This window comes from Clostridium sp. Marseille-P2415, from assembly GCF_900155545.1.
GTDB lineage: Bacteria > Bacillota > Clostridia > Lachnospirales > Lachnospiraceae > Lacrimispora.
Genome location: NZ_LT732525.1, coordinates 140,303 through 164,420 on the forward strand (window position 1 = coordinate 140,303; position 24,118 = coordinate 164,420).

The 24,118-nt window shown below is 47.4% G+C and carries 25 protein-coding genes; 2 read left to right on the top strand and 23 right to left on the bottom strand.

Translation table 11 applies throughout. The features are described 5' to 3' along the window. Positions 1-198 precede the first annotated feature (198 nt). The 17 genes from larE to BQ9856_RS00760 form a co-directional block, all read right to left on the bottom strand. Positions 199-1,029, bottom strand: coding sequence for an ATP-dependent sacrificial sulfur transferase LarE (larE, locus tag BQ9856_RS00680; RefSeq protein WP_139348623.1), 831 nt, complete (start codon positions 1,027-1,029; stop codon positions 199-201). Beyond that, entirely contained in the window at positions 1,014-2,273 is a 1,260-nt protein-coding gene (gene larC / locus BQ9856_RS00685; protein WP_077609279.1) for a nickel pincer cofactor biosynthesis protein LarC, read from the bottom strand. Before larC ends, larE begins: the two co-directional genes overlap by 16 nt. A 1-nt stretch (position 2,274) precedes the next feature. Further along, positions 2,275-3,018 carry a nickel pincer cofactor biosynthesis protein LarB gene (larB, locus tag BQ9856_RS00690; protein ID WP_077609977.1) on the bottom strand — a complete coding sequence of 248 codons (744 nt, stop codon included), beginning with the start codon at positions 3,016-3,018 and terminating at the stop codon, positions 2,275-2,277. A gap of 18 nt (positions 3,019-3,036) precedes the next feature. Beyond that, positions 3,037-3,648: an ABC transporter ATP-binding protein gene (locus BQ9856_RS00695; protein WP_077609978.1), complete on the bottom strand. Its 612-nt coding sequence runs from the start codon at positions 3,646-3,648 to the stop codon at positions 3,037-3,039. Position 3,649: 1 nt separating this feature from the next. Continuing rightward, complete coding sequence (locus BQ9856_RS00700) at positions 3,650-4,585, bottom strand: ABC transporter ATP-binding protein (protein ID WP_077609280.1); 936 nt, start codon at positions 4,583-4,585, stop codon at positions 3,650-3,652. Between the two features lie 11 nt (positions 4,586-4,596). Then, complete coding sequence (locus BQ9856_RS00705; RefSeq protein ID WP_077609281.1) at positions 4,597-5,421, bottom strand: ABC transporter permease; 825 nt, start codon at positions 5,419-5,421, stop codon at positions 4,597-4,599. After that, positions 5,418-6,407, bottom strand: a complete 990-nt coding sequence (locus BQ9856_RS00710) for an ABC transporter permease (RefSeq protein WP_077609282.1) — start codon at positions 6,405-6,407, stop codon at positions 5,418-5,420. The genes BQ9856_RS00705 and BQ9856_RS00710 overlap by 4 nt, the downstream gene beginning before the upstream one ends. Next, positions 6,407-8,044 (bottom strand): ABC transporter substrate-binding protein, encoded by a 1,638-nt coding sequence (locus BQ9856_RS00715; RefSeq protein WP_077609283.1) that lies wholly within the window; start codon positions 8,042-8,044, stop codon positions 6,407-6,409. Before BQ9856_RS00715 ends, BQ9856_RS00710 begins: the two co-directional genes overlap by 1 nt. Positions 8,045-8,299: 255 nt before the next feature. Then, positions 8,300-8,818: a GNAT family N-acetyltransferase gene (locus BQ9856_RS00720; protein WP_077609284.1), complete on the bottom strand. Its 519-nt coding sequence runs from the start codon at positions 8,816-8,818 to the stop codon at positions 8,300-8,302. 75 nt (positions 8,819-8,893) lie between these two features. Then, positions 8,894-9,562, bottom strand: a complete 669-nt coding sequence (locus tag BQ9856_RS00725; RefSeq protein ID WP_077609285.1) for a 3'-5' exonuclease — start codon at positions 9,560-9,562, stop codon at positions 8,894-8,896. A 143-nt stretch (positions 9,563-9,705) separates the two neighbouring features. After that, positions 9,706-10,422: a transglycosylase domain-containing protein gene (locus tag BQ9856_RS00730; RefSeq protein WP_077609286.1), complete on the bottom strand. Its 717-nt coding sequence runs from the start codon at positions 10,420-10,422 to the stop codon at positions 9,706-9,708. 221 nt (positions 10,423-10,643) lie between these two features. Continuing rightward, a complete protein-coding gene (locus BQ9856_RS00735) occupies positions 10,644-11,612 on the bottom strand; it encodes a glycoside hydrolase family 43 protein (protein ID WP_077609287.1) in 969 nt (322 codons plus the stop codon). 12 nt (positions 11,613-11,624) lie between these two features. Further along, positions 11,625-12,494: a carbohydrate ABC transporter permease gene (locus BQ9856_RS00740; RefSeq protein WP_077609288.1), complete on the bottom strand. Its 870-nt coding sequence runs from the start codon at positions 12,492-12,494 to the stop codon at positions 11,625-11,627. Position 12,495: 1 nt separating this feature from the next. Beyond that, positions 12,496-13,380: a carbohydrate ABC transporter permease gene (locus tag BQ9856_RS00745; protein WP_077609289.1), complete on the bottom strand. Its 885-nt coding sequence runs from the start codon at positions 13,378-13,380 to the stop codon at positions 12,496-12,498. 86 nt (positions 13,381-13,466) lie between these two features. Then, complete coding sequence (locus BQ9856_RS00750) at positions 13,467-14,837, bottom strand: ABC transporter substrate-binding protein (protein WP_077609290.1); 1,371 nt, start codon at positions 14,835-14,837, stop codon at positions 13,467-13,469. Between the two features lie 89 nt (positions 14,838-14,926). Beyond that, positions 14,927-15,154: a hypothetical protein gene (locus BQ9856_RS00755; protein ID WP_077609291.1), complete on the bottom strand. Its 228-nt coding sequence runs from the start codon at positions 15,152-15,154 to the stop codon at positions 14,927-14,929. A gap of 345 nt (positions 15,155-15,499) precedes the next feature. Next, positions 15,500-16,540 carry a LacI family DNA-binding transcriptional regulator gene (locus BQ9856_RS00760; protein ID WP_077609292.1) on the bottom strand — a complete coding sequence of 347 codons (1,041 nt, stop codon included), beginning with the start codon at positions 16,538-16,540 and terminating at the stop codon, positions 15,500-15,502. Between the two features lie 221 nt (positions 16,541-16,761). On the opposite strand from BQ9856_RS00760, the gene BQ9856_RS00765 reads away from it, so the two are divergent. After that, a complete protein-coding gene (locus BQ9856_RS00765; protein WP_077609293.1) occupies positions 16,762-17,646 on the top strand; it encodes an aldose 1-epimerase family protein in 885 nt (294 codons plus the stop codon). Positions 17,647-17,685: 39 nt separating this feature from the next. On the opposite strand, the gene BQ9856_RS00770 is transcribed toward BQ9856_RS00765, so the two are convergent. Both BQ9856_RS00770 and BQ9856_RS00775 read right to left on the bottom strand, forming a co-directional pair. Then, positions 17,686-18,789, bottom strand: coding sequence for a DUF871 domain-containing protein (locus BQ9856_RS00770; RefSeq protein ID WP_442855452.1), 1,104 nt, complete (start codon positions 18,787-18,789; stop codon positions 17,686-17,688). Between the two features lie 383 nt (positions 18,790-19,172). Further along, positions 19,173-19,679 carry a LytTR family DNA-binding domain-containing protein gene (locus BQ9856_RS00775; RefSeq protein ID WP_159441911.1) on the bottom strand — a complete coding sequence of 169 codons (507 nt, stop codon included), beginning with the start codon at positions 19,677-19,679 and terminating at the stop codon, positions 19,173-19,175. A gap of 184 nt (positions 19,680-19,863) precedes the next feature. Here BQ9856_RS00775 and BQ9856_RS00780 point away from each other — a divergent pair, with 184 nt between their 5' ends. After that, positions 19,864-20,067 carry a hypothetical protein gene (locus BQ9856_RS00780; RefSeq protein WP_077609296.1) on the top strand — a complete coding sequence of 68 codons (204 nt, stop codon included), beginning with the start codon at positions 19,864-19,866 and terminating at the stop codon, positions 20,065-20,067. Positions 20,068-20,119: 52 nt separating this feature from the next. Here the strand turns inward: BQ9856_RS00780 and BQ9856_RS00785 are convergent, their stop codons facing one another. The 4 genes from BQ9856_RS00785 to BQ9856_RS00800 form a co-directional block, all read right to left on the bottom strand. Beyond that, positions 20,120-21,424, bottom strand: a complete 1,305-nt coding sequence (locus BQ9856_RS00785) for a TRAP transporter large permease (protein WP_077609297.1) — start codon at positions 21,422-21,424, stop codon at positions 20,120-20,122. An 18-nt stretch (positions 21,425-21,442) separates the two neighbouring features. After that, positions 21,443-21,985 carry a TRAP transporter small permease gene (locus tag BQ9856_RS00790; RefSeq protein WP_077609298.1) on the bottom strand — a complete coding sequence of 181 codons (543 nt, stop codon included), beginning with the start codon at positions 21,983-21,985 and terminating at the stop codon, positions 21,443-21,445. Between the two features lie 45 nt (positions 21,986-22,030). Continuing rightward, positions 22,031-23,113 (bottom strand): TRAP transporter substrate-binding protein, encoded by a 1,083-nt coding sequence (locus BQ9856_RS00795; RefSeq protein WP_077609299.1) that lies wholly within the window; start codon positions 23,111-23,113, stop codon positions 22,031-22,033. 183 nt (positions 23,114-23,296) lie between these two features. Continuing rightward, positions 23,297-24,109: a response regulator transcription factor gene (locus BQ9856_RS00800; RefSeq protein WP_077609300.1), complete on the bottom strand. Its 813-nt coding sequence runs from the start codon at positions 24,107-24,109 to the stop codon at positions 23,297-23,299. Between the last annotated feature and the right edge of the window lie 9 nt (positions 24,110-24,118).

Below are 24,118 nucleotides of genomic sequence, written 5' to 3' on the forward strand. Positions count from 1 at the left end.
GGTAATTTCTACTAATTTATACAATAAATTATAATTTCATGGTATCATTAAATGCCATAAACTCCCGGAAGCGATTTTACAAAACTTAAAACGACAGCTTATGAAATTAATTATTCCAGCACCAGGAAATGGATGCAGCTTATTAAAAAAATGCAGAAAAAAAGCGCGGCAGACCGCCGCGCTTTTGTAACAAACAGATCAGGAAACGAGTTCTATCCCCGCGTCCATACTGCCGGACCGGAACCCCTCCAAATCCATGGTGATGTAGGAAAATCCCAATTCCTTTAAAAAGGAAGTAATTTCCCTGCTCTTTTCAAGCAATGTCCCCATAGCCTCCCGGTCCACTTCGATCCGGACGATGTCCTTATGAAGCCTTAAGCGCACATTTCCCTTCACCAGGGATTTTATATACTCCTCCCCTTGCCCGATGCGTCCAAGGACCTCATAGTCGATCTCCGTATTATAAGGGAGCCGGGTTGCCATACATGGTGCGGAAGGCCTGAAAGCCACAGAGATTCCATACCACGCGGCCAGCTCCTTCACCTGGGCTTTCGTTATGTGCAGTTCTGCCAGAGGGCTTATGATCCCAAGTTCTTTTAAGGCTTTGATTCCCGGCCGGTAAACATGGTGGTCATCCTCATTGGTGCCATCCATAATGGTACGGATGTTCATTTCCGCCGCAAAACTTTTAAGAGACTGGAAAAGCTTCTTCTTGCAAAGATAGCACCGGTTTACAGGATTAAGGCGGATTTCTTCCTGTTCCAGTTCATTGACGGAGATCACCTTGTGGATTCCTCCCAGTTCCTTTGCAACTCTGGCCGCAATCTCCAGATCACAGGACGGATGAAGGCGGCTGTCAAAGGTTACCGCATAAACCTTTTTTCCCGTCTTTTCTGCCGCATTTGCTGCTGTTTTCAACAGCAGGCTGGAATCCACTCCCCCGGAAAAAGCCAGACAGATATCCTCTTTGGCATACTCCGCCATCACCTGTTCCAGCTGCGTTTTTGCAATATTCATCTTTTCTTCCATGATTTTTCAGCCTCTTCCCTTATTTTACAGTATACGGTCTGGTAATCCAGCCCGTTCTGCATGCACAGCCTTCTGACACTTTCAAATTCCGGATAAAAGAACACTCTGTCTTTATGAGCACAGACCTTTACCTCCGCCTCTCCGAAATCCGTTCCGATTTTCTTTTTCTCCCGGCTTAGAATGGTTCTGGTAACCGGATATCTTCTCACTCCTATGGTGGTGGTCTGAAGGAACAGGATATCTTCCATCCTGCTTACATCCTCTTCCCGGCAGATCAGGGCAAGCATATAGGCCGGCCGGTTCTTTTTCATATAAACAGGCGTATCCCATACATCGGCGGCTCCTGCCTCCAATAAGGACTCCATGGCAAACCCCAGTGCTTCTCCGCTGCAGTCGTCGATGTTGGCTTCCAAAACCCACATCTGCTCTCCTGATTCCTCCGTTTCTTCCAGGATCATCGCCCGCAGTACATTGGCCTGCTTAAAGTCTTTTTTCCCGGCTCCGATTCCTGTCTTTAATATCCGGCATGAAGCTGGAAGGCCTTCCCTGGTGCGGAGGGCTGCTGCTATGGCCGCTCCGGTGGGAGTCACCATCTCCCCCTCATTTTCCGTAAGCTTAAGCTTCAATCCATAGGCTGATGCTATGTTTACCGTGGCCGGTACCGGCACCGGAATGACTCCATGCCGGCATCGGACGCTGCCGGATCCTTCCGCCAGAGGGGATACCACGATTTCGTGAAGCCCAAGATTGTCCACACAGACCGCAGCGCTTATGATATCCACGATGGAATCAATGGCTCCCACCTCATGAAAATGGACCTCTTCCACCGGAATGCCATGTGCCTTTGACTCGGCTTCTGCCACAATCTCAAACATCCGTTTCGCCATCTTTTTCACCCGGCCGTTGGAATCCAGCCTGTCAATGATGGCATAAATATCAGAAAGACCGCGATGAATATGGCCGTGATCATGGCCGTGGCTGTGATCATGGCTGTGAACATGGCCGTGGCCGTTGTCATGGCTGTTATCATGCTCATGTACTTCTTCTTCCAGATGTACGTTAAAATCATAAGCATCCAGCCCGCATTTTCTGGTTCTTCCAAAGTGGAGATGATAACCGTCAACCCCCAGGCTGTCAAGGGCCCTTGTGAGTACCTCCTTATCCGCCCCCAGATCCAGAAGGGCTCCTACCGTCATATCTCCGCTGATTCCTGAATTACACTCCAGATACAGTATTTTTCCCATTTTATCTTACCGCCAATCGATTGATTTGTGTTGCCAGATACCCTGCCCCATAGCCGTTGTCAATGTTAACAACGGAAATCCCATTCGCACAGGAATTTAACATCGTAAGAAGGGCGGACAGCCCATGAAAGCTGGCTCCGTAACCCACTGAGGTAGGAACCGCAATGACCGGACATTCCGCCAGTCCCGCGATCACGGTGCCCAAAGCGCCTTCCATGCCGGCCACTGCGATGATGCAGTTGGCCTTGCCGATCCGGTCCCTCTGGGATAAAAGCCGGTGAATGCCGGCCACCCCCACATCAAAGATCCGGTCCACATAACAGCCGAAAAATTCTGCTGTCTGGGCCGCCTCCTCCGCGGCCGGAATATCGGCCGTTCCTCCGGTGCATACCGCAACACAGCCCTTTTTCTCTTTTCCGGGCCGCTCCACCTTTAAAATCCTGGATATGGGGTCATATTGAACCTCCGGCACAACACCCTTTACCAATTCAAACTGCTCCCCTGAAGCTCTGGTCCCCAGCACTTCACCGTCTCTTTCATGGAACTTTTTATATATTTCCACCAGATACGGATCCGGCTTTCCCTGGCAGAAAACCGTCTCTCCAAATCCGGAGCGAAGTGCCCGGTGATGGTCCAGTTTCGCATAGCCCAGATCTTCATAGGGAAGATCCTTTAACAGCTGTTCCGCCTTTTCGATCTCCATTTCACCGGATTTAACCAGGCTCAGCATATTTCTTATATCCACAATCTCCACCCCTTCCTCTTACTGTTTCCCGTCCAGCCGGACCCTTCTTGTACACACGCGGTTTAAAAGTCCTTCGGAATGGCTTACCACCATCATACCGATGCCACGCTTCTTTGCTTCCTCCACGAGGAAATTCCAGATCTGGCTCTGGGTGATCAAATCCAGCATGGTGCTGATCTCATCTGCAAGCAGAAACCTGGTTCCCGCTCCCAAAGCCCTGGCAATGCAGAACCTCTGCAGCTCACCTCCGGAAACCTCGGAAGGATACCGGTTCAGCCAGTCCGGCTCAATGCCCAGTCCTTCTATCACCCGTTTTTCCACTCTGTCACCCTCTTTTAAGACTTCTTTCAGCCGAAGCCTGGGGTTTACAGAGGCCTCCGGATGCTGCCAGATCATCTGAACCGGGCAGTACCCGTGATAGGAAGAAAGTGGTTTCCCGTCAAGAAGCACTTCCCCGCTGTCCGGCTTTTCATATCCCGCCAGGATCTTACAGCAGGTGGTCTTCCCAAAACCGCTGGGAGCAGAGAGCCCAAGGCGTTCGCTGTTATCCAGGTACATGCTGAAATGATTTAATATCTGCCTGTTTCCATTCTCATACCGAAATGATAAGTCGATTGCTTCCAGTCTCACCTTATTTCTCACCCGCCTTTATGCACCGCACCATTCCTCCGCGAAAGCTGCGGTACTCTATCTCTTTCCGGCACTGCTCCTCCGACTTTTCACACCTGGGTGCATAGGGACAGCCGGAAGACCGGTCCTTTGCATAAGGCTGACTCCCTGCTGCCGCCAGAAACCCATGCTCCGGCATAGCCCGGTAGAGCGCTCTTGAATAAGGATGGCGGAGATCCTCTTCTTTTTTAAAATCAGAGGCAGCCGCTTCCTCCACGTTAGTTCCGGCATAGAATACCACAATCCGGTCCGCAATTTCAAGAGCCAGTTCCAGATCATGGGTGATGAGAAGCACTCCGGCCCCTTCATCCGCGATTTCCCGGAAATGGGACAATACCCGCTTCGCAATATCAATGTGCAATCCCGGCGTCGGCTCATCTGCTATCACCAGACCGGGCCGCTCCATGACCGCAGTGGAAATCAGTATCCTTCTGGTCATTCCTCCGGACAGCTCAAAGGGATACAGCTTTTCCGCGGACTCATCAAGGCCATAGCGTTTCAGCACTTCCTGGCTCTTTTTCCTGCTTTCTGCATCCTTTTTCCCTTTCCGGATCTGAGGCCCTGCCTTCATCAACGGATCCAGATAGGAAACGCTCTGAGGTACCAGAACGATTTCCTTTCCCCGCAGCTGTTTCATCCTTTTTTCCGTAAGCAGTTCCCCATAATAGGAAATTTCTCCGGTCCATGCCGCATTATAGGGCAGGATCCCCATGACCGCATGTGCCAGCAGGCTCTTTCCCGAGCCGCTGGAACCTACTACGGCTACCAGCTCCCCTTCCTCCACATTTAAGCTTAAGTCTTTGATGGCGGGAAGGATTGTCTGATGAAAGCCCCGTTCATACTGGGTAAATGATACCGACAAATGTCTGATTGACAGAACCGTTTTTTTCTCTTCCATTCCGATCCCTCCTACTGATGTGCAAAGCCAGGGTCCATGAGCCGGCCTATGATATTTCCCGTAAAATGAAACAGCAAAACAACAACTACCAGAAACAGCCCGGGAAACAATGCCAGCCACCATCTTCCCATGGCCAGATATTTCATGCTTTCCGACAGGATCACACCGATGGCGGGCTGCTCCGGAGAAAGTCCGAAGCCCAGAAACGTAATGCTGGCCTCATGAAGGATGGCATGGGGAAACAACAGCACCAGACCCACAAAAAGCTGGGGGATTATGTGGGGCGTCATATGCTTTATGGCTATTTGAAACCGCCCGTGGCCAAGCTTTTCTGCAATCTTTATGTACTGGCTCTCTTTCAGCTGCAGGACTTCCCCCCGGATGACCCGCGCCAAAGAAGTCCAGTGAGTCATGGAAATCCCCACCACTACACCCCGAAAGCCTTTTCCCAGTGCAAAGGATATGAGAACCAGTAAAAGGATGTGGGGAATTCCCATAACCAGATCAGTGAGACCGGACACAAATCCATCTGCCGCCTTCCCCATGGTCGCCGCAAAGAGTCCCAGAAGAAAGGCCATACCTGCGCTGACCCCCGCGGTCAACAGGCCGATCCGGATGCTCATGGAAAGACCGGTCACGGTCCGGGCGAACATATCCCGGCCCATCCAGTCCGTGCCAAAAGGATAGGAAAAACAAGGCGGCAGGTTCTTTCTGGAAAAATCAGCAGCCAGGGCTTCTTCCCTGTGAAGCTGTCCGGCAATGGTCATCGCTGCCAGAAAGACAACGGAAAATACCAGAAGACCTATCATAGTCTTTCGACCATTCCATTGTTTCATGCACGTTCCCTCCCTCTGCGTATTCTTGGGTCCACAACGCCGTAAAGGATATTCGCCGTGAAATTACCTGCGAATACAATGGCTGCGCTGATGACGGTAATCCCCAGAAGCAGGGGAACGTCACCGCCAAGTCCGGCCGTCACAGCCGCCTGTCCAAGTCCCGGATAGGAAAACACCTGCTCCACAAGAACCGAACCTCCAAATATTTCACTGACTGATGCAAATTGAAGCGTCAGGGCAGGCAGCAGACAATTGCGGATTCCGTGCCGGATGACGATCTGGCTTTTTGTTTCTCCTCTTGCCCTGGCAAAAAGCACATAGTCGCTTTCCATGACCTCTGTCATTTTCTCCCTTGTGTGAAGGATCATGCCGGATACTCCTGTTATGGAAAGGGTCAGGGCAGGCAGGATCCCATGCAGGATCCGGTCTTTTAAAGTAACTTCTGCCGCTTCCATGCCAATGGGAACGCTTAATCCAATGGGAAGCACTTTCAGCCAAACTGCAAAAACCATCAAAAGCATCAGTGCCAGCCAAAAAGCCGGAGTGCTTGCCGTGATCAGGGCATAAGCCGAAACCGCCTTGTTAAACCCGCTCTCCCGGTCAGCGCCTGCAAGGATCCCGAGGACAAAACCGGCAATTCCTGAAATCACCCACGAAACCGCCATCAGCCACAGGGAATTTGTGAGCTTCACTCCAATCACATGGGAAACCGGCTGGCGGTATAAAAGAGAAGTCCCCATATCCCCCCGGAGGAAATCACCGGCCCAGGAAAAGAAACGTTTTACCGGCGGTGCAGAGGCCCCCCAGTATTCCGAAAGCTTTGCAATCTGCTCCTGGCTCATGGAACCCAGGGCTGCCTGGCCTACATTGGCTTTTAACGGATCAATGGGGGAAACGGATACCAGAAAAAATGCGGCAGCGCTTACCAGAAAAAGCAGGACAGCCATGCGGATAAAATTTTTAAGCAGAAACAGAAACCTTTCCATTAATCCCAACTCCACTGATCCACATTATTGACAATTGACCAGCCATGCCCATGGGGATGAAGCTTCTGTTCCGCAACCTTAAGCCCGTCCCTTACCCAGTACAAATGATCGATATTCACAAGCCAGATCCAGGGAATATCCCCGTTCTGGGTAATGCCGGTTTCCCCATCCCACTGGGCCTTTTTCCACAGCTCATAGGATTTTTCCAGATCATTTTGCGCCAGGGCTTCATCCATGTACTGGTCTGCCTTTGGATTGGCATAAGGGGAATAGGCAGCGAGCCCGGTTTCTTTCACTGAATGGTAAATATTATAAAGCTCCATGGGAGTCTGTGTCCCCCAGCCCCAGATCAAAGGCTGTGACTGGGCCCGGTCATAGGCAGTATCCCAGCTGACCCCTTCTATCTGCCCGTCAATTCCGATCTTCTTAAGCTGATTTACGGTGTCCGCTGCAAGTGCCTGTCTTACGGAATCACCGGCCGGATAAAGGAAATGGAGCTCGGCCCGTTTTCCGTCTTTTTCCCGGATCCCGCCGCTTCCTTTCACCCAGCCTGCTTCATCGAGAAGAGCTTCGGCACCCTCCGGGTCATACTCTGTCTTCGCAGAAGGTTCATACCACGGCATTTTATCGCAAACGCTGTAGGCCGGGCTTCCGTAGCCATTCAGTACATGATCGATCATTTCCTCCCGGTTGATCCCGATGTTAATGGCCCTTCTCACCCTTACGTCACTGGTAAAATCATTGCCCAGAGGAATCCCTTCTTCCGAAACAGCTCCGGATGGTACGGCCGGAAGGTTAAACCCGCGGTTATCCACGGTTTTACAGTCCAGAAGCCCATAACCGGGTACGGTTAAATCGGAATAGGAAGCAGCCGTATAAGCTAAGTCTGCCTGTCCCGACTGTACCGCTGCCAAAGCCGCATCCTCTTCCATAAAGAGTACGGTGACCTTTTTCATCTTTGGCGCTTCTCCATAATAGTCCGGATTAGCCTCCAGGATCACCTGCTGTCCCCGGTCCCATTGCTTCAATATATATCTGCCGGATCCGATGGGATGTTCCCCGTAACCGGCTCCATAAGCATGTTCCGGCACGATCCCTACATTCGCCATGGTGTAGGGCCAGATGGAATAGGGCCGCTTCATATGGAACACTACGGTAGAGGCATCCGCTGTCTCCGCCCGGTCCAGCATGGTGAAATCATTGACGGAACTGGTATCCCTTAATGTATTATAAGTAAATGCAACATCTTCCGCAGTCAGCTTCTCTCCATCTGTAAAGGAAACATCATCCCGGATCTTTACCGTCCACGTCAGGCCGTCGCTGCTGACCTTTAAATCCGTTGCCAGATCATAACCGATCTTCATATCCGTGCCGGTAACCGTAAGCGTGCTCTGGATCAAAGGCTCATGAACATGCTCTCCTGCTCCCCAGCCATATGCCGGATCAAATCCCGCCTCAGGCTCTGAACTGACTCCCATTACCACCACTACCTGACCGGACTCTCCCGTGTTCCCTGTTCCGCCGGCCTCTGTTTCCATTTGTTTTCCGGTCCGGCTCCCGGTTTCCGTTCCGCACCCTGTAAAAACCATAGCAGCCAGAACCGCCGCCAGGACCATCTTCCATCTCCATTTTATCATGACTCTTTCTTTTCCTCCTCCAATTTTATTAAAACACTGTTCCTGTTTCCCGCATCAAAAAAAGATACCAGAAACAGTCATACGCATTCCTTAAGAATACCCATACCTTCCTGGTATCTGTTACCATCTATCATTTTTCCGTATTTGTTATGTTCCTTATAAGTGGTGACTTCTGTCAGCCGTTAAGAAAATTATAAGTAAATATCGGCATTACGTCAATGGATTTTTATGCAAACGTTTGCTGACGCCGGACGTTCACGAAAGCTTTTTTAACAAAATGTCTCTTAAATAACCGCCATACTTTTCTTTGGTCAGGACAACTTCATAGCCCTGCCTGATTACATTATTTTTACTGTAAACGTTTTCCGGATGGACCGTGCACATGAGATAGCGGTATCCCATCTTTCTCAGTTCTTCCTCTGCAGCCTGCATCATGGAATACTGAAGGCCGTTTCCACGGTACTCAGGAAGGATGGCAATCGACTCCATATGAGCGACTTTCCCCAGTTCTTCTTTGGAAAGACCGATATCCCGGCCAAGGTTTTCTTCCCTTCTCCCGGGGAGGGCAACAATGAAAACCCCTGCCAGAGTTCCGGAATCCTTTAAAAGTGCCTTGTATCCGATTCCGTTTCCTTCCTGAAGCGTGCGATAGGTATATCCCGGATCATCGGCTACAAACCAGTCTTTCCGCTCTATTTGCTGCCAGACTGATTCAATCACACCGGCCAGCGCCTGATGATCCTCCAGGGCAGCTCTCTTGATCAAAAATTCCATATACCGTTCCTTTCCCCTTTAAACCGTAAACTCCGGCAAATGCGGCATGGGCTGACTGGGCTTCCTGCCTGCTTTTTAAACATTCCTTGTAAAACGGCACTGGGGGTAATTGGAACAGCCGTAAAAATCCCCAAATCTGCCGCTTCTGCGTCTGAGCACTCCGCCGCACTTAGGGCAGACCTCGGCTTCCTCAGCCTTAGGCAGTTTTCCCATATGCTCATAGCACTGTTGATTCATAATGCAGTCATTCAGAGCCCGGTGTGCGCCTTCCGTGCCGATGTTAAAGTATGCCGAAATATCCGTCAGGCGGTGGCGGCCAAGCTGCGGCAGGCACGCTCTTGCCATGTAAAGGGTGTCCACATAATCATTGACTATTTCTCTCTCAAGCAGCTCCTGTGCCGCCCGGTAAAGAAAAAGCAAGTCAAAGGACTGGATGTTGTGGCCCACCAGGATCTCCCCTTCAATAAACGATAAAAAATCCGGCAGGACTTCCCTTAAACAGGGTGCCCCCTTGACCATCTCATCTGTAATACCGTTCACCCTGGTAGCTCCTGCCGGGATATGGGTTCCCGGATTTACCAGAGCCGTAAATTCTGCAATGGGCTCATGCCCCTTTACCCGAATCGCTGAAATCTCGATAATAGAATCCTCTGCGGTACTGATCCCTGTTGTCTCCAAATCAAAAACCACGTAATTTTCTGCGTATTGGTTCAAACGTCTGCCCGTTATCTGTCTGACAGCCATAGCTTCCTCCGTTCTGTATGTAGATTAAGGCACGGAAACCTGTTCCTCCCGCCTTTATAAGCTCTTGTAACTCTTCTATTATACCGTCTGCCATTCCATCCATCAAGCTTCCGGGCAAAATTCTTTCCTTCTGAAAAATAAAATCAATTAATGGCTACCATCTGCTCTGCCACCGTTTCCGCCTCTTCCGCTGAAAAATATCCGCACGCCTCCATTCTCCGAAGGACCTTCATCTGCCTTTCCTCTGCCAGTGCAGGATTCTTCGACGGAGCATATTTAGAAGGGGCGTTGGGAACACCGGCCAGGAGTGTACTCTCATACTCGGTCATATCCTCCGGCGCTTTTTTAAAGTAGCCCTCACTGGCATCGCCCACGCTGTAATATCCGTCCCCGAAATAGATGCAGTTCACATACAGCTCAAAAATTTCATCCTTGGTATAATTCTTCTCTATGTCAAAGGCCATGAATGCCTCAGCCGCCTTCCTGGTAATATCTTTATCCTGGTCGAAATATAAGTTCTTTGCGAGCTGCTGGGTTATGGTACTGCCGCCTTCTACAAACCGGCCTGCCCTGATATCGTTTGCTACGGCCCGGGAAATGGCGATCAAGTCGATCCCTCCATGGCGGTAGAAACGGTGATCCTCAACCGATATCACTGCATTCACATAAACCTGGGGCAGGTTTTTGTATTCCGTATAGCCTTCCTTATCCCGAATGGACTCAACCCGTTCCTGAAGCCCGGTTTCCTTAAGAGCCTCCCGGTACAGCTCATAACCTTTGTATGTCACAGTGAATCCGGCCAAAAGACATACCGTCATCAGCAAAAACAATATTCTTCTTATAAACGTTCCTATTCTCATAGATTCACTGCCTCCTTTTCGTTATATGATATGTTATGATTCCGACTAAATTGTACCATAGAGTTCCTCTAAAAACAGGAATAATTCCTTATATTTCCCTAAAGTTTTCGGACATGTTCTGACAAAAGCTTTACCAGTTCTTACAAATTAAGGCAAGAACGGAAAAATCAGCATTTACTCAGGCAAACAAATCACCTGTGTAATGCTGATCTTTCCTTTTCTCATCCGATACGATTCTTCCAATCAAACAACGGTCCATGATCCCCCCAGCCGACCTCCATCAGATAGGCATGCCGGTTGGGGTCATACAGAGGATCTCCGGTTATCTCATCATACTGCCTTGCATGATATACCATGATATCCTTAAGTCCGTCCTCGCTTTTCACAAAACAATTATGCCCGGGACCAAAAATTCCCTTTTCCGGCACTGTCTTAAATATGGGTTTCCTTTCCTTTTTCCATGCATTCCGGTCCAGTAAATCCGCATCTGCATCAATGCTCAGCATGCCCATACAGTAGCATGCCCCCGTGGAACTGGCAGAATAAGTAACGTAGATCTTATTCCCATGTTTTAAAACCGCCGGCCCTTCATTGACCCAGAATCCCACCCGCTCCCAGTCATAGTCGGGAGTTGAAAGAGTCACCTGCTCCGATGAAAGCTTCCACGGTGTTTCCAGCCGGGCTATGTACAGATTGGAAATCTTCTTCCCTACGCTGACCTTTTCCGCCCAGATACAATACCGGCTCCCGCCATGCTCAAAAACCGTCATATCCAGGGAAAAATCCCGGAACGAATAGTCATCAAAAGACTGCATCATCCCCAGTTCTTTCCAGGGTCCGGCCATTGGGTCCGGTTCCCTGCATTCTAACACATAAGGGCGGATCGCCCAGACGTCATCCACATCTCCTGCAGCAAAATAAACATACCACCTGCCATCCAGATAATGAAGCTCCGGAGCCCAGATGTGGGTGCTCATAATCCCCTGACCGTGTTTTTCCCAGATGGTTACTTCCTTTTCAGCCTTTAATCCAAGGATTGTATCAGAACGGCGCAGTATGATCCGGTCATATTCCGGTACCGATGCAGTAAAATAATAACTTCCATCCGTATGCCGGTATAGATACGGATCTGCCCTTTGGAAAATGAAAGGTTCATTATCAGGAGTTTTCTTAAAATTACGACTGTCCATTTTATGTCACCTCTACCCTTTCACAGCCCCTGCCATCATTCCCTCAATAAAGTATTTCTGGAATGCCACGAACAGGAGGAATATGGGTATGATCGAAAAAACAGAACCCACAATCAAAAGGCTGTAATTATCCCCGTAAGGATTGATGAGTGTATTTAAGCCCAGCGTCAGCGGATACTTTCCGGAGGACCGGATCACCAGAAGGGGCCACAGATAATTGTTCCATGCATTCATCCCATTGAGAATGGCCATGGCAGAAAATGCAGGCTTCATCAGAGGAACGATCAGCCTGTAAAAAATCCCGTACTCCGTTGCGCCGTCAATCCTTCCGGCTTCCATAAGTGACCCCGGAATGCTCACCAGATACTGCCGGAAGAAAAAGATTGTGGATGCATGGGCAACAAACGGGAGAATGATAGCAGTATAGCTATCCATCATTTTCCAGCTGGACATCTGTTTATACAGAGGCAGCATGACTACCTCCAGCGGAATAGAGAGAATCAGAAGAACGATGCCAAACAGGACCTTCTTTCCCTTGAATTCATAAGCCGCAAATCCATATCCCACAAAGGAACTGACAAGCAGGGTGCTCACCACTGTGACCACAGTAAGGAAAATGCTGTTAAAGAACCATTTCCAGTACTCATGCTGCCCTGCAAACAGCAGGACATAATTGTCAAAATTCATCCTTGAAACATGAATATCCAGGTTGAGGCCGTATTGCAGCAGATCACCGCCCGGTTTGAAGCTGGCGATAAACAGCACCCAGATCGGAAGAATGATCAGTAAGGCGAGGATTGCAAACAGAAGAATCAGTGCAATTGATGCGGCCTTTCTTCTGCCATGTACGTTCCATACTTTTGCTCTGTTTCTTTCACTCATATCATTCTCTCCCTTCTTCGAAGGTACCTGTAATCTTCAGCTGAATGATGTTTACGAGCATGACAACAATCAGAAGAATCAGGCCGACCGCACAAGCATAGCCCAGGGCTCTCTTTTCAACTCCCTGCCGGTAAAGATATCCGACGATCGTGAGTCCGATGTTATTAGGGGAATTATTTCCCTTAAACAGCATATTGCTTTCAAGAAACATGGAAAGCCCCGCATAAATGCTGATCGTAAGGACATAAACCGTCGTAGGCTTGACCAGGGGCACGGATATTTTAGAAAACTGCTGCCATTTGGAAGCCCCGTCAATGGCCGCGGCCTCATAAAGATCGGAAGGGATGCTCTGCAATCCCGAAAGAAAATACAGGATATTAACCCCGGTCCATCTCCAGCATGCCAAGAGAAGCAGGGCAAAGTAACTGGTACCGGCTCCCTTCAGCCATTTTATGGGGTCCACTCCGAAAAAGCCCAGCACTTGGTTAAAAAGCGAGTTGGAGGACTCCCCGAACATAAGCCGGAAAATGGTACCTGCCACCACAACAGAAGTCAGAGCCGGTATGAAATAAATGGATTTAAAAAAGTCTGCCTTTTTCATCAGTCTGCTGTTTAACAGAGTTGCAAACAGCATTGGAAAAGGGATCAGAAGAATCAGCGTCCCCGCCATATATTTAAAACTGTTCCATAATGCCTTCATAAATATTTTATCAGACAGCAGCCGTGTGTAATTGTCAAATCCAACCCACCGCTCTTTCAATACATCTTGAAAGCTTAAAAGGAACCCATTGCAGATAGGCACAAGCCAGAATAACAATACCGTTATTACAAACGGGCAGATAAATACATAAGGAGCTATCTTTTTCGAGTAAAAAAATTTCTTCATTTTGCATACCCCTTTTCTGTCAGGAACTTACCTAAGAGCTGCAGGAGATATGCCATCCCCTGCAGCCGGCTGCTTTCCTTTTCTTCCTATTCTTTAAATTCGTTATTCAGGGTTTCCTGGGATGAGTTAAGCGCCTCTGTTACATCCATTCCATCTTCAAAAATGCTGTTTAAAGTTACATTGCAGAATTCATTGTTGATGGATGGATATTTTTCATCCGTATAAGCCCGTAACGATCCGATGCTGTCCTTTGTTTTAAGCAGAGTATCAAACGGATAATTGGTAAAGTACTGGACAAACTGGTTATCCGGATTCTGTGTCAGGGATGTATCGGTCCATACTGCAGTATTGACCGGATCAAATCCCAGTACATTCCAGACTTCCTTGTTGGCATCTTCGGAAAGCTTGATATAAGCCATTACTTCTGCTGCCAGCTGTGCGTGTTCCCCGGATTTCACGATCGCAGTACCGGTACCGCCTCCGCCGATGGTGGCTACCTCACCGTCATTTTCATTCCATACCGGTACCGGTGCAATAGCTACCTGCTTCTTTAAATCGCTCATATAATTCACATATCTGGAGGTCTGCCAGAACGGCATGATCTGCACGGCATAATCCCCTGAATTGTAGAACGGATATGCTTCCTCATTATCCGGCTGTCCGCCCGGCACCGTCGCAAAAGCGCCGGTCTCCTGCATGCCTTTTATGTATTCCAGCACTTCGATCATTTCTTTGCTCGTCAGGTTGAGCTTTCCGTTTTCATCAATATAGTCCCCGCCCTTTTGAGCCAGCATCAGGTTGACCATCCACTGGGCGGATGTTTCCACGCAGGCAAAATACTTTCCGGTCGCCTCATGGTATTTTACCCCTGCTTCTTTAAATTGATCCCAGGTCTTAATATCCTGATAGCTGATTCCTGCATCGCTTAACAGCTTTTCATTATAAAATGCTACCGTAGTTCCTACATGGGTCGGGAATCCATATTCCTTTCCATCCTTTGAGTAAATATCCAGCCTGGACTTTACGATATTATTCCTGTAAGGTTCAATCGCATCACCCAGTTCCATCAAACCGATTTTACCCGCCATAAATGCAGGGAACTTGCCAAGCTCGATATCCACGATATCCGGCGCCCCTTCCCCCGATTCCAGCGCTAGAGACAGCTTATTATGCATATCATCATACGGCATATTGCTTAATACCAGTTTCACCTTTTTGTCCGGATGAGTCTCGTTCCACTTCTCTGCCATTGCCACATAAAAATCCTGATGAAGTTCAATAAAGGTCCACACGTTTAATGTGGTTACGTCATTCCCGCCGACTTCCATCTCCTTTTTCCCTGCAGATGATACACCTTTGGTGGTTTCTGTGGCATCTCCTTTCGTACCGCTGCATCCTGCAACCATGGATGCTGCCATTGCTGCACACAGCAACGCTGCTAATACCCGTTTTTTCATCGTAAATCCTCCTTTTTGTGTTCCTGCTTTATCAAAACAGATGATACCATCTGCATGATTCCTACCGGACCCGTTCTAAATCTGAAAACTCAATCTTCCTTTCTTCCTCTGACCATATAAACAGAGGCCAGATAGTCTCCGGCAGCAATTTTAAAATTATAGATGCAGTGACTGGGTTCTGCATCTTCTATTAAATCGTTTAATATACTCCAATAATAAGGGATAATGACTTCTTTCACATGCCTTATGTACTTATCCCAGGATTCATCATTAGTTTGGACCATTTTCAAAGGATTACCCATCAATTTCTTATTCATTATGGTCACTTCATTTTTTATTTTTATATTAAACGTTTAATTTAAAAAATAATATTTTTGATAATTTCGTGCTTTAATAATCATTCTTAATTGTTATAATTGCATACTAACACATGCCATTTGTTCTGTAAAGTACTTTTGCACAATTTTATATTTTTTTAAATCGTTTAATCATGTAATTTTTACTTTATTTTTGTTGTGAAATGTCATATCGTATCATTTGATCTGATTTTTGTTCACGATTGTCCGAAAACCACCCCGTTTTTAGTTAAATAAAAAGAACGTTTTACACGCTATGACACCATGTGAAACGTTCTAATTTTCAATGAATTCAATGAAGGGAATTTATATTATATTTTTTACCGATTTACGGATCAACATCTTGCAACCCACGGAATAAACATTTTCGGAGTCAGCTTCCAATTCCTGGCCGTTCAGAAGGCCGATGACCAGTTCACTGGCTTTGTGTCCGATATCGTGAAGAGGAAGGCTTATGGTTGTAAGAGGGGGCCGGTAATATCCTGATAATTCCCGGTCATCGTATCCTGCCACTGACAGATCAGCCCCCACGCTCATGCCCAATTCGTCTATGCGGTCATATACGCCGCCTGCCATTAAATCATTCATGCAGAAGATCGCCGTCACTCCCTTTTCAAGGAGCAGACTGGTGCACAGGTAACCGGATTCCCTGGTCCAGTCCCCTTCTACCACAAGGCTGGGATCATATAAGATCCCGTTCTGAAAGAGGACCTGCTGGTACCCGACCAGCCTTGCCTGTGCATGGAGGCTGTCCGGCTTTCCCGTTATCACTCCGATTCTCTTATGACCATGTTCCAGCAGATAGTGCATGATCTCAGCCGCACCATGGACATCATCGACCACAACGGATGGCACCTTCATGCTTTTCGAGTATCCGTAAGCCATTACGGCCGGTATGGGCAGCGTATCCGGGATACAGCGGATAATACGCTCATGGGCCGCTACATATATGATCCCCTCTACCTGTTTCTCCATGAGCTTCTTTATCTCAAGCCCAACCAGTCCATAATAGTCATCCCGGTTATAATAGGTGTCGTTGTATTTTTTAAACAGCCTTAAATTTGTTAAAAGTATCTGATAATCCAGCTCCTGGCAATAGTCTGTAATGCCGTCTATGATGTCAGGGATGCTGAATATCGTCATGTCCTCCGCAATGACCCCGATGCTTCTGGTCTTTTGCATCTTTAAGCTCTTTGCAACAATATTGGGAGTATAATTGAGTTTTTCAGCCATTTCTAAAACCAGTTTTCTCGTTTTATCACTTGCACCAGGTTTGTTGTTTAATATATTTGATACTGTGGCGACTGATACACCGCAGCATTTTGCCAATTCTTTTATTGTTGCCATCGCCTGCCTCCAAAACCTTTTGTTATAATTAACTCAAATTTTCATGCAATTGTCAATAGGGCAGGACAAAATATTAAACGTTTAACTTATCGATCTCCATAGAATTTTCTTCTCTTTTTTAGTATACTTAACATAAGGCAAACCTGATCACCTGAATTAACCGCCTGGAACAGCTATTCAAAATGTAAAAACAACGAAATAAGAAACGAGGTAAATTCATAATGCTGGTAACACTTCACGATTCCAAAGCAACGGCTGTTATCGATTCCACCGGTGCACAGCTCATTTCATTAAAAGATTCTGCCGGGACAGAATACATGTGGCAGAGAGATCCTGCGTTCTGGGGCAAATGTTCTCCTCTTCTTTTCCCCATTATCGGGAACTGCCGCAACAACCAGACTTATCTGGAAGGTCAGGTTTGGAATATCCCAAAACATGGCTTTTGCCGGGAAATGGATTTTTCCGTCACAGAACAAACCGGGTGCTCCGTAACTTTTGAAATCAGCGATACGGAAGAAACAAAGAAAATTTATCCCTACGCTTTCCGATTAAGCCTTACCTATACGCTTCATGATGGAGTTTTAGACATGGACTACCAGGTCACTAATACGGATTCCAGGACCATACATTACTGCCTTGGTGCTCATCCAGGCTTTAACTGCCCGCTGGAAAAAAGTGCTGTATTTGAAGATTATGATCTGGTGTTTGAAAAGGACGAAACGATTTCAAGCATGGTTTACGATTCCAAACGGCTGGAATTTAATCCTGATCATCGGATCAGCCGATTAAACGACAGCCGTATCCTTTCTTTAAGCCGGGACTTATTCAAGGATGACGCAGTCTATTTTGACGGCCTGCAGTCCAGAAAAGTTTCTCTGGTAAACAGAAATACCGGCCGGGGAGCAGAAGTCTCATTCCCAGGTTTTGAGACAGTGGCTTTCTGGACTCCGTATCCGGCAGAGGCTCCCTTTGTATGCATCGAACCATGGAATGGTTCCGCCGTATATGCTACCGAGGATGATGAATTCATCCACAAAAATCATGTCCAGACTCTGCTCCCTGGAAAACAAAAACATTATGGACTTGCCATACGGATTTTGGAATGATCAAAACAGGGACCCGGCCAGGCCGCGGTCCCTTTTCATTTAATAAATAAACCCAAATATCGTCCACGGTTTCACATAGTCAAAGAGAATCCACTCCTCTTCGGGTATATGTCCGATCACATTCTTCCGTCCGTCATTCGGTATATCCTTTAAAATAATATGAAGCTCTCCTTTATACCGCCCGTAACCCTCGTTTAAGATCACCACATCTCCCTTTTTTAAATCTCTGATGCCGTCCGGAGCCAAATGACAGTCTTTATAAGCCACACGGGGTAAGGAAGAACGAATCATGTACTCACCCATATCTCCCCGGACCACATGCCCCGTTTCAAAGTCAACGATCGCTTTTTCTGTCCCGGCCAGCTCCTTTTCCAGTTCCAGGCGGAAGGTGAGAATCCCGGGATCGAGTGCGGCACAGCCTGCAAGCTCTTCTTCGGAGGCATAGGCATTGGCAATGATCACATCGTCGATCATGCCGGCCGCCAGCAGATGGCGCACCTGTAAATTTAGCTTCCTGTCCCGGTGCATTTCCAGAGTACACAGCCCTTCATTTACCGGCCACGGGCCGAAGGTTCCTTCCCTGTTACTGGATACAAAGGCAGCTGTCCGTAGTCCGAACTGCTTCATTTCTTCATTGCACCGTTCAAAATGAGACAGGCTCAGCCCGGTATAACGCTGGGGATAAAAATTATGGCAGGTAATTAAATTTGCCATCCTTGGATGATACGACATGACATGTGCCGCCAAACCGTCTGCCATGCTGGAATTCAGCTCGATCTTAAGCCCATGGGGATTAAAAGTCATCCGGGCGGTCTCCCCTGCTTCAAAAGCTTCATCCAAACGGATGCCATCCGCATGCATATCCGAAAAAAAGGATAAATCTCCGCAGGTTACGTTAAAACGTCGGAACACTTCAGGATTCGCGTCCATGATCACTTCCATTCCCTGTCTGTGTGCTTCGTCGTTAAGCTCCTTAAATTCCCCGATCAGCTGTTCCCTCGTCTTCCCTTCTACGCTGAGAAGACAGGTAAAGATACGCTGAAAGCCATATTTTCCGGCCAACCGGATATAAGCCAGGTCCTTCTCTTTTTCAGAATGCTCCGGATAGATGGATATTCCCATTCGCCCCATAAATGATACCAACCTTTCTCCCTTTTTTCTATATTCCCCATTATAGCATGCGGAATTTTACCGCGCAAGGATACCGTGACACCCGGCGATGGACTAACTGGAAAAACAGGCAGCGATATCGGCTGATTTTCGCTGCCTGTCCTGATTTACGCGAGCAACGAGCCAAACAAACATGTTTACATGTTCACTTGGCGACTGCCGCGATGACCGGAGAAACTCGCAGAGTGTGTTTCTTCCGGTTTAATAGAATAAAAAGATATGGTTTCAGATATGATCTGCCGATTTTTGGAATCGAATTTTATCTCCTTGGATAAAAACAACAATACCACCATCTCTCACCCATAGCAATCCGGTTTGCGCTTTTTAACCGAATTATTGCATTTTTTGGCATTTACCTATAATAACATACAATTTTCTTTTAAAAAATCTCTGTACTTTTTTTCAAATTTCTTTTTCCTTCCGCCATTTACGTACAGAACTTCACCATTCTGCATTTCCACTGCTTCCCCTTTTACATTCCTGACATATCGCATATTTATGATATTATGCCTGTTGATCCTGATAAACTGATCGTTTGGAAATTTCTTTTCCTCTTCATCCAGCCTGGCCCTTATCCGAATCCTGCCCTTTTTCACAACCACACTGGTTTTCCGGTAATAGGACTCCAGAAAAAGAATGTCCCGGGTATCCAGAACACATCGCTGGCCGTTAAAAAATGCAGTATATTTTGTTCGGATTAAGTTTGCCTGCCTGACTATCTCCCTGCTGGAAACCGTCTCCCCTTTCGGATAGATCACGATCATATCGCATGCGGTGCGTTCCAGCGCCGGAAGAAGCCCATCCTCCATGGAGAAGTAAGATTCCACCAGTTTTTTTTCATTCGTATAAAAGACAATTTTCATGCTTGATTCCCCCCATAGCCACATTATTCTTTTATGGACCATAACGCCCCGCATCCTATATAACGTTTTTGAGTTTCTCTTATGACGCAAAATAGAGATATGATGCAGACAGCGAATAATTACGCTATTTTTCCTCACACTAAAAAGAAGAAATTCCTAAAAAGACTCGGAAGGAGATTATCAGATGAAATCGGAAAAAAAGGATACACAAAACAAAAAGGCTGAAACCACGACGTCCAACAACAATTATGATATCGATATTCAGGCATGTTCTACCATGGACTGTACCGGACTGATCCCGGCAACTCCGGAAACAGAAGACGAAATGAAAGCATATGAAGATATTTATCCTTATATCCCCCATGCAAAGTATGTAGATAAAGACTGACAAAAATGAAGGTAAAAAAAGAAAAGGCCCCTCTGAGCCTTTTCTTTTTTATTTATACGACCGGTCCGTAAAGCAGGGTAGGAAGGCCCAATGAGATCGCCGGTATAAAGGTGACCATCAAAAGAACTACGATCATGGCTGCATACATGGGGAGCATTCCCTTAACCGCATCTTCCACCTTGATCTTGCCGATCCCGCAGCCCACAAACAGGGCGGAGCCGACGGGAGGTGTACATAAACCGATTCCCAGGTTGCAGATCAATATGATACCGAACTGAATGGAACTCATTCCATAGGACTGAACGACCGGAAGCAGGATCGGAGTCATGATCAGGATAAGAGGAGCCATATCCATGATACAGCCCAGCAGCAGCAGCATGACATTGATGATCAAAAGGGTTACCACCTTGCTGCTACTGATCCCCAGCAGCAGGCTGGTGATCAGCTGGGGAACCTGAAGGCGGGCAAGCATAACACCGAATGCTCCTGCTGCCGCGATCAGTCCAAAAACAGTTGCCAGGGTTTTTACGGTACGGAATAACACGACCGGAACGTCTTTCAGCTTTAATTCCTTGTATACACAGGTGGCTACAACAAAAGCGTAGATGCATGCGATGGCTGCGGACTCCGTAGCAGTAAACCACCCGCATACAACGCCGCCCACAATGATAACGGCCGTAAACAGAGCCAGGATCGCATCTCTGGAGATTTTAAGAGCTTCCTTCACGGAAACCTTTTCCCCCCGCGGATAGTTTCTCTTCTTGGCAATAAAGTAACAGATGATCATCAGGGCCACACCGGTGAGAACGCCCGGGCCATAGCCCGCCATAAACAGCTTTTCGACCGAAAGTCCGCCTGCCGCAACGGAATACATGATCATGTTGTGGGACGGCGGGATCATAAGACCCTGACAGGCACTGGTTACGGTGATCCCCACGGAGAAGTCGTCATCATATCCATTGTCATGCATCATGGGGATCAACATGGTCCCCAGGGATGAAACATCCGCTACGGCAGAGCCGGAAATGCCGCCGAAGAACATACTTGCCACACAGTTTACCTGGGCGAGACCGCCTCTCATCCGCCCGACTATGACATTGGCAAAATCAAGCATTCGTTTTGAAATCCCCCCGGCGCTCATGATCTCGCCCATCAGGATGAAAAACGGGATCGCCATAAGGGAAAAGCTGTTAATGGATTTTGCCATCTGCTGCATCATGGACGGCAGCGGTACTTTGCAATAGACCATGGTCAGCATGGTAGAAATCGCAAGTGCAAATGTTACCGGTACCTTAACCAGGATCATGATGAAAAAAGTACCCAAAAGAAGGGCAATGGCTAAATTCGTATCAAACATCGTTTCATCCTCCCTGTCTTAAATGTGATTTCCGATCACGTTCTTATGTTTGAATTTCTGCAGTCCCAGCATTTCTATCAGGGAATAGTAAACAATAAACAAGCCGCTGACCGGAATCATGACGTACAGGGTGCAGGAAGGCCATTTCGTAGCCGGAAGCGTGGACTTCGCGGTAGTCCGGATCAATGCCATGCCATAATTCATCATAGCGCATCCAAACACGATCATGAGGACATCCGTGGCTTTGGAAATTACGAGCCGGACCGGTTTTGGAAATTTGTCAAAAAACATGGAAATCGAAATATGTAATCCTTTTTCCACGCCTATTGCCATGGAAATAAACGCCATCCAGACCATAAGAAGCAGCGCCACCTCTTCCGACCAACGGATGCTTCTGCCTAAGAATTTACGGCTGAACACCTGGGCGCTGACTACAAAGACTATGACGACCAGAACAGCTTTGGAATATTCACACAGTACGCGGTAGATGCAGTCAAAAATGAGGGAAATCAAATTAAATATCTTAAAAATCAGTCCCCCGCCTTTCTTCCCTTCCTCCATGGAAGAATCCTCCTTTCCTTTAAGGCTTAAATTGCCGTCAATTGATTATTTACCGGTCGCAATAATTGCATCTACAATATCCATGTAGTCGCCGCAGTATTTCTCATACATCGGCTTTACCGCATCCTGGAATTTCTGCTTTTCTTCCGGAGAAAGCTCTGTGATCTGGCTGCCCGCAGCACGGACCTTTTCTTCTGAAGCCTTTTCTCTTTCCGCCCAAAGCTGTCTCTCGTATTCAGCGGATTCCAATGCACATTCCCTGATGACCGCCTGATCATCCGCGGATAGCTTATCCCATGTAGCCTGGGAACAAAGCTGAAGCTCGGGAACACGGTTATGCTCATCAATTGTGAAATATTTTGCTACTTCATAGTGGCTTGTGGATTCGTAAGATGGCCAGTTGTTCTCCGCGCCGTCAATAACGCCGGTCTGCAATGCGGAGTAAACCTCTGAGTAAGCCATGGGGGTCGGATTTGCGCCCAATGCCTCGACCATGCCCATCATCATTTCGGATTCCTGAACACGGATCTTTAAGCCTTTGATGTCTTCCAGTTTTTCAATTGGGCGAACGGAATTATAGAAATTTCTTGCACCTGCATCATACCAGGATAATGCAACCAGATTGGAGCCTTCAAAGGAATTGATAAAGTCTTCCCCGATCTTACCGTCCAGAACCTGCCACATATGTCCGGCGTCACGGTAAAGATAAGGAAGCTGAAGAACATTTAACTTTGGAACGAACTCTGCGAGCGGTGATAACGACATGCGCATGAAGTCGATGCCGCCGAACTGCAGCTGTTCGCATACGGATTTTTCATCGCCTAAAACACCGCCGGCCTGTACGTTGATCTGAATTTTGCCGTTTGTTTTTTCCTGAACCAATTCTGCAAATTTATAAGCGCCCTGAGTGGTCGGATAATCTTCCGCCTGATTCTCCGCATAGGTAAATACAAACTCCGGACTTCCTGCTTCCGATTTTGCAGCCTCCCCTCCTGCAGCCGTTGTCCCTGCTGCTGCGGTCTCTGCCGCTTTCGTCTCCCCTGCAGCGTTTGTATTCTGATTGGAACAACCTGCCAGGGATACCGCCATGGCAGCACACAATGCTGCGCTTAACAGTTTTTTTCTCATAAACCGTCCTCCTTAACACTATCTTAATAGTTTCCGGCTGTTTTTTAACAGCTCTTTAACACGTATCCATTATACTTGATAGCTTTGGAGAAATATATGGTAAATAATTAACATTCCTAGTATAATTTTAACCTGATTTTTTCTTTTTATTGTGTAAATAGTATACTTACATAATGTTTTTATTTATTTTTTATTGAATATGCACATACGGTATTCCGTCGGGCTGACACCTGTCACTCTTTTAAACACTTTTGCGAAATAGCTGGAATCGGAATATCCCACCGCTTCCCCGATTTCTTTCACATTTACCAGCGGTTCTTCCAAAAGCTTTTTTGCTGCCTCCACCCTGCATTCCGTTAAATAAGCAGTAAAATTTTTATCAAAGCACTGCTTAAACAGCTTACAGAAATAGGCTTCCGAATAATTCATGACTCTTGCCACATCCTGCATGGACAAATCCCGGATGTAATTTTCTTCCATATAACTGCGAATGACCTCCGCTACCTTATGGAGCCTTAAATGCCCGTCTCCTCCGGCGTATTCCCCGGACTGTCTTTCGAGCACGGGCTCCGGAGCCTCTCCACTTTCCGCCTTTCCTTCCGTAAATGCCTGCTTCCCAGCCTGGTCCGTAAGCCTCATGGCTTCCTCTACAACGCTTATGAGCTCCTGCTCCTGACACGGCTTTAAAAGGTAATCCAGCACTCTTATGGTAATGGCCTTTTTGGCATAGGAAAAATCATCAAAGGCCGTGAGGAAAATGATGCAGCAACCGGCCTTCCGTTTCCGCATCTCTTCCGCAGCACTGATTCCGTTGATTCCCGGCATCTCAATATCCAGGATGGCGATCTGAATATCATATTCATCAAATAATGCCAGAGCTTCCCTGCCGTTCTCCGCCTGCCATATCCGGCACTGGTCCCCCAATTCCCTTGTAAGAGTCTTATAAAGTACTTTTCTTTCAATTAATTCATCATCTGCAATCAATACACGGTACATCTGATTCCC

What these genes read in the sequence shown, in the direction of transcription:
- larE (WP_139348623.1), bottom strand. Translation starts at nt 1,029, where the DNA reads ATGGAAGAAAAGATGAATATTGCAAAAACGCAGCTGGAACAGGTGATG.
- larC (WP_077609279.1), bottom strand. Translation starts at nt 2,273, where the DNA reads ATGGGAAAAATACTGTATCTGGAGTGTAATTCAGGAATCAGCGGAGAT.
- BQ9856_RS00700 (WP_077609280.1), bottom strand. Translation starts at nt 4,585, where the DNA reads ATGGAAGAGAAAAAAACGGTTCTGTCAATCAGACATTTGTCGGTATCA.
- BQ9856_RS00705 (WP_077609281.1), bottom strand. Translation starts at nt 5,421, where the DNA reads ATGAAACAATGGAATGGTCGAAAGACTATGATAGGTCTTCTGGTATTT.
- BQ9856_RS00710 (WP_077609282.1), bottom strand. Translation starts at nt 6,407, where the DNA reads ATGGAAAGGTTTCTGTTTCTGCTTAAAAATTTTATCCGCATGGCTGTC.
- BQ9856_RS00715 (WP_077609283.1), bottom strand. Translation starts at nt 8,044, where the DNA reads ATGATAAAATGGAGATGGAAGATGGTCCTGGCGGCGGTTCTGGCTGCT.
- BQ9856_RS00720 (WP_077609284.1), bottom strand. Translation starts at nt 8,818, where the DNA reads ATGGAATTTTTGATCAAGAGAGCTGCCCTGGAGGATCATCAGGCGCTG.
- BQ9856_RS00725 (WP_077609285.1), bottom strand. Translation starts at nt 9,562, where the DNA reads ATGGCTGTCAGACAGATAACGGGCAGACGTTTGAACCAATACGCAGAA.
- BQ9856_RS00730 (WP_077609286.1), bottom strand. Translation starts at nt 10,422, where the DNA reads ATGAGAATAGGAACGTTTATAAGAAGAATATTGTTTTTGCTGATGACG.
- BQ9856_RS00735 (WP_077609287.1), bottom strand. Translation starts at nt 11,612, where the DNA reads ATGGACAGTCGTAATTTTAAGAAAACTCCTGATAATGAACCTTTCATT.
- BQ9856_RS00740 (WP_077609288.1), bottom strand. Translation starts at nt 12,494, where the DNA reads ATGAGTGAAAGAAACAGAGCAAAAGTATGGAACGTACATGGCAGAAGA.
- BQ9856_RS00745 (WP_077609289.1), bottom strand. Translation starts at nt 13,380, where the DNA reads ATGAAGAAATTTTTTTACTCGAAAAAGATAGCTCCTTATGTATTTATC.
- BQ9856_RS00750 (WP_077609290.1), bottom strand. Translation starts at nt 14,837, where the DNA reads ATGAAAAAACGGGTATTAGCAGCGTTGCTGTGTGCAGCAATGGCAGCA.
- BQ9856_RS00755 (WP_077609291.1), bottom strand. Translation starts at nt 15,154, where the DNA reads ATGAATAAGAAATTGATGGGTAATCCTTTGAAAATGGTCCAAACTAAT.
- BQ9856_RS00760 (WP_077609292.1), bottom strand. Translation starts at nt 16,540, where the DNA reads ATGGCAACAATAAAAGAATTGGCAAAATGCTGCGGTGTATCAGTCGCC.
- BQ9856_RS00765 (WP_077609293.1), top strand. Translation starts at nt 16,762, where the DNA reads ATGCTGGTAACACTTCACGATTCCAAAGCAACGGCTGTTATCGATTCC.
- BQ9856_RS00775 (WP_159441911.1), bottom strand. Translation starts at nt 19,679, where the DNA reads ATGAAAATTGTCTTTTATACGAATGAAAAAAAACTGGTGGAATCTTAC.
- BQ9856_RS00780 (WP_077609296.1), top strand. Translation starts at nt 19,864, where the DNA reads ATGAAATCGGAAAAAAAGGATACACAAAACAAAAAGGCTGAAACCACG.
- BQ9856_RS00785 (WP_077609297.1), bottom strand. Translation starts at nt 21,424, where the DNA reads ATGTTTGATACGAATTTAGCCATTGCCCTTCTTTTGGGTACTTTTTTC.
- BQ9856_RS00790 (WP_077609298.1), bottom strand. Translation starts at nt 21,985, where the DNA reads ATGGAGGAAGGGAAGAAAGGCGGGGGACTGATTTTTAAGATATTTAAT.
- BQ9856_RS00795 (WP_077609299.1), bottom strand. Translation starts at nt 23,113, where the DNA reads ATGAGAAAAAAACTGTTAAGCGCAGCATTGTGTGCTGCCATGGCGGTA.
- BQ9856_RS00800 (WP_077609300.1), bottom strand. Translation starts at nt 24,109, where the DNA reads ATGTACCGTGTATTGATTGCAGATGATGAATTAATTGAAAGAAAAGTA.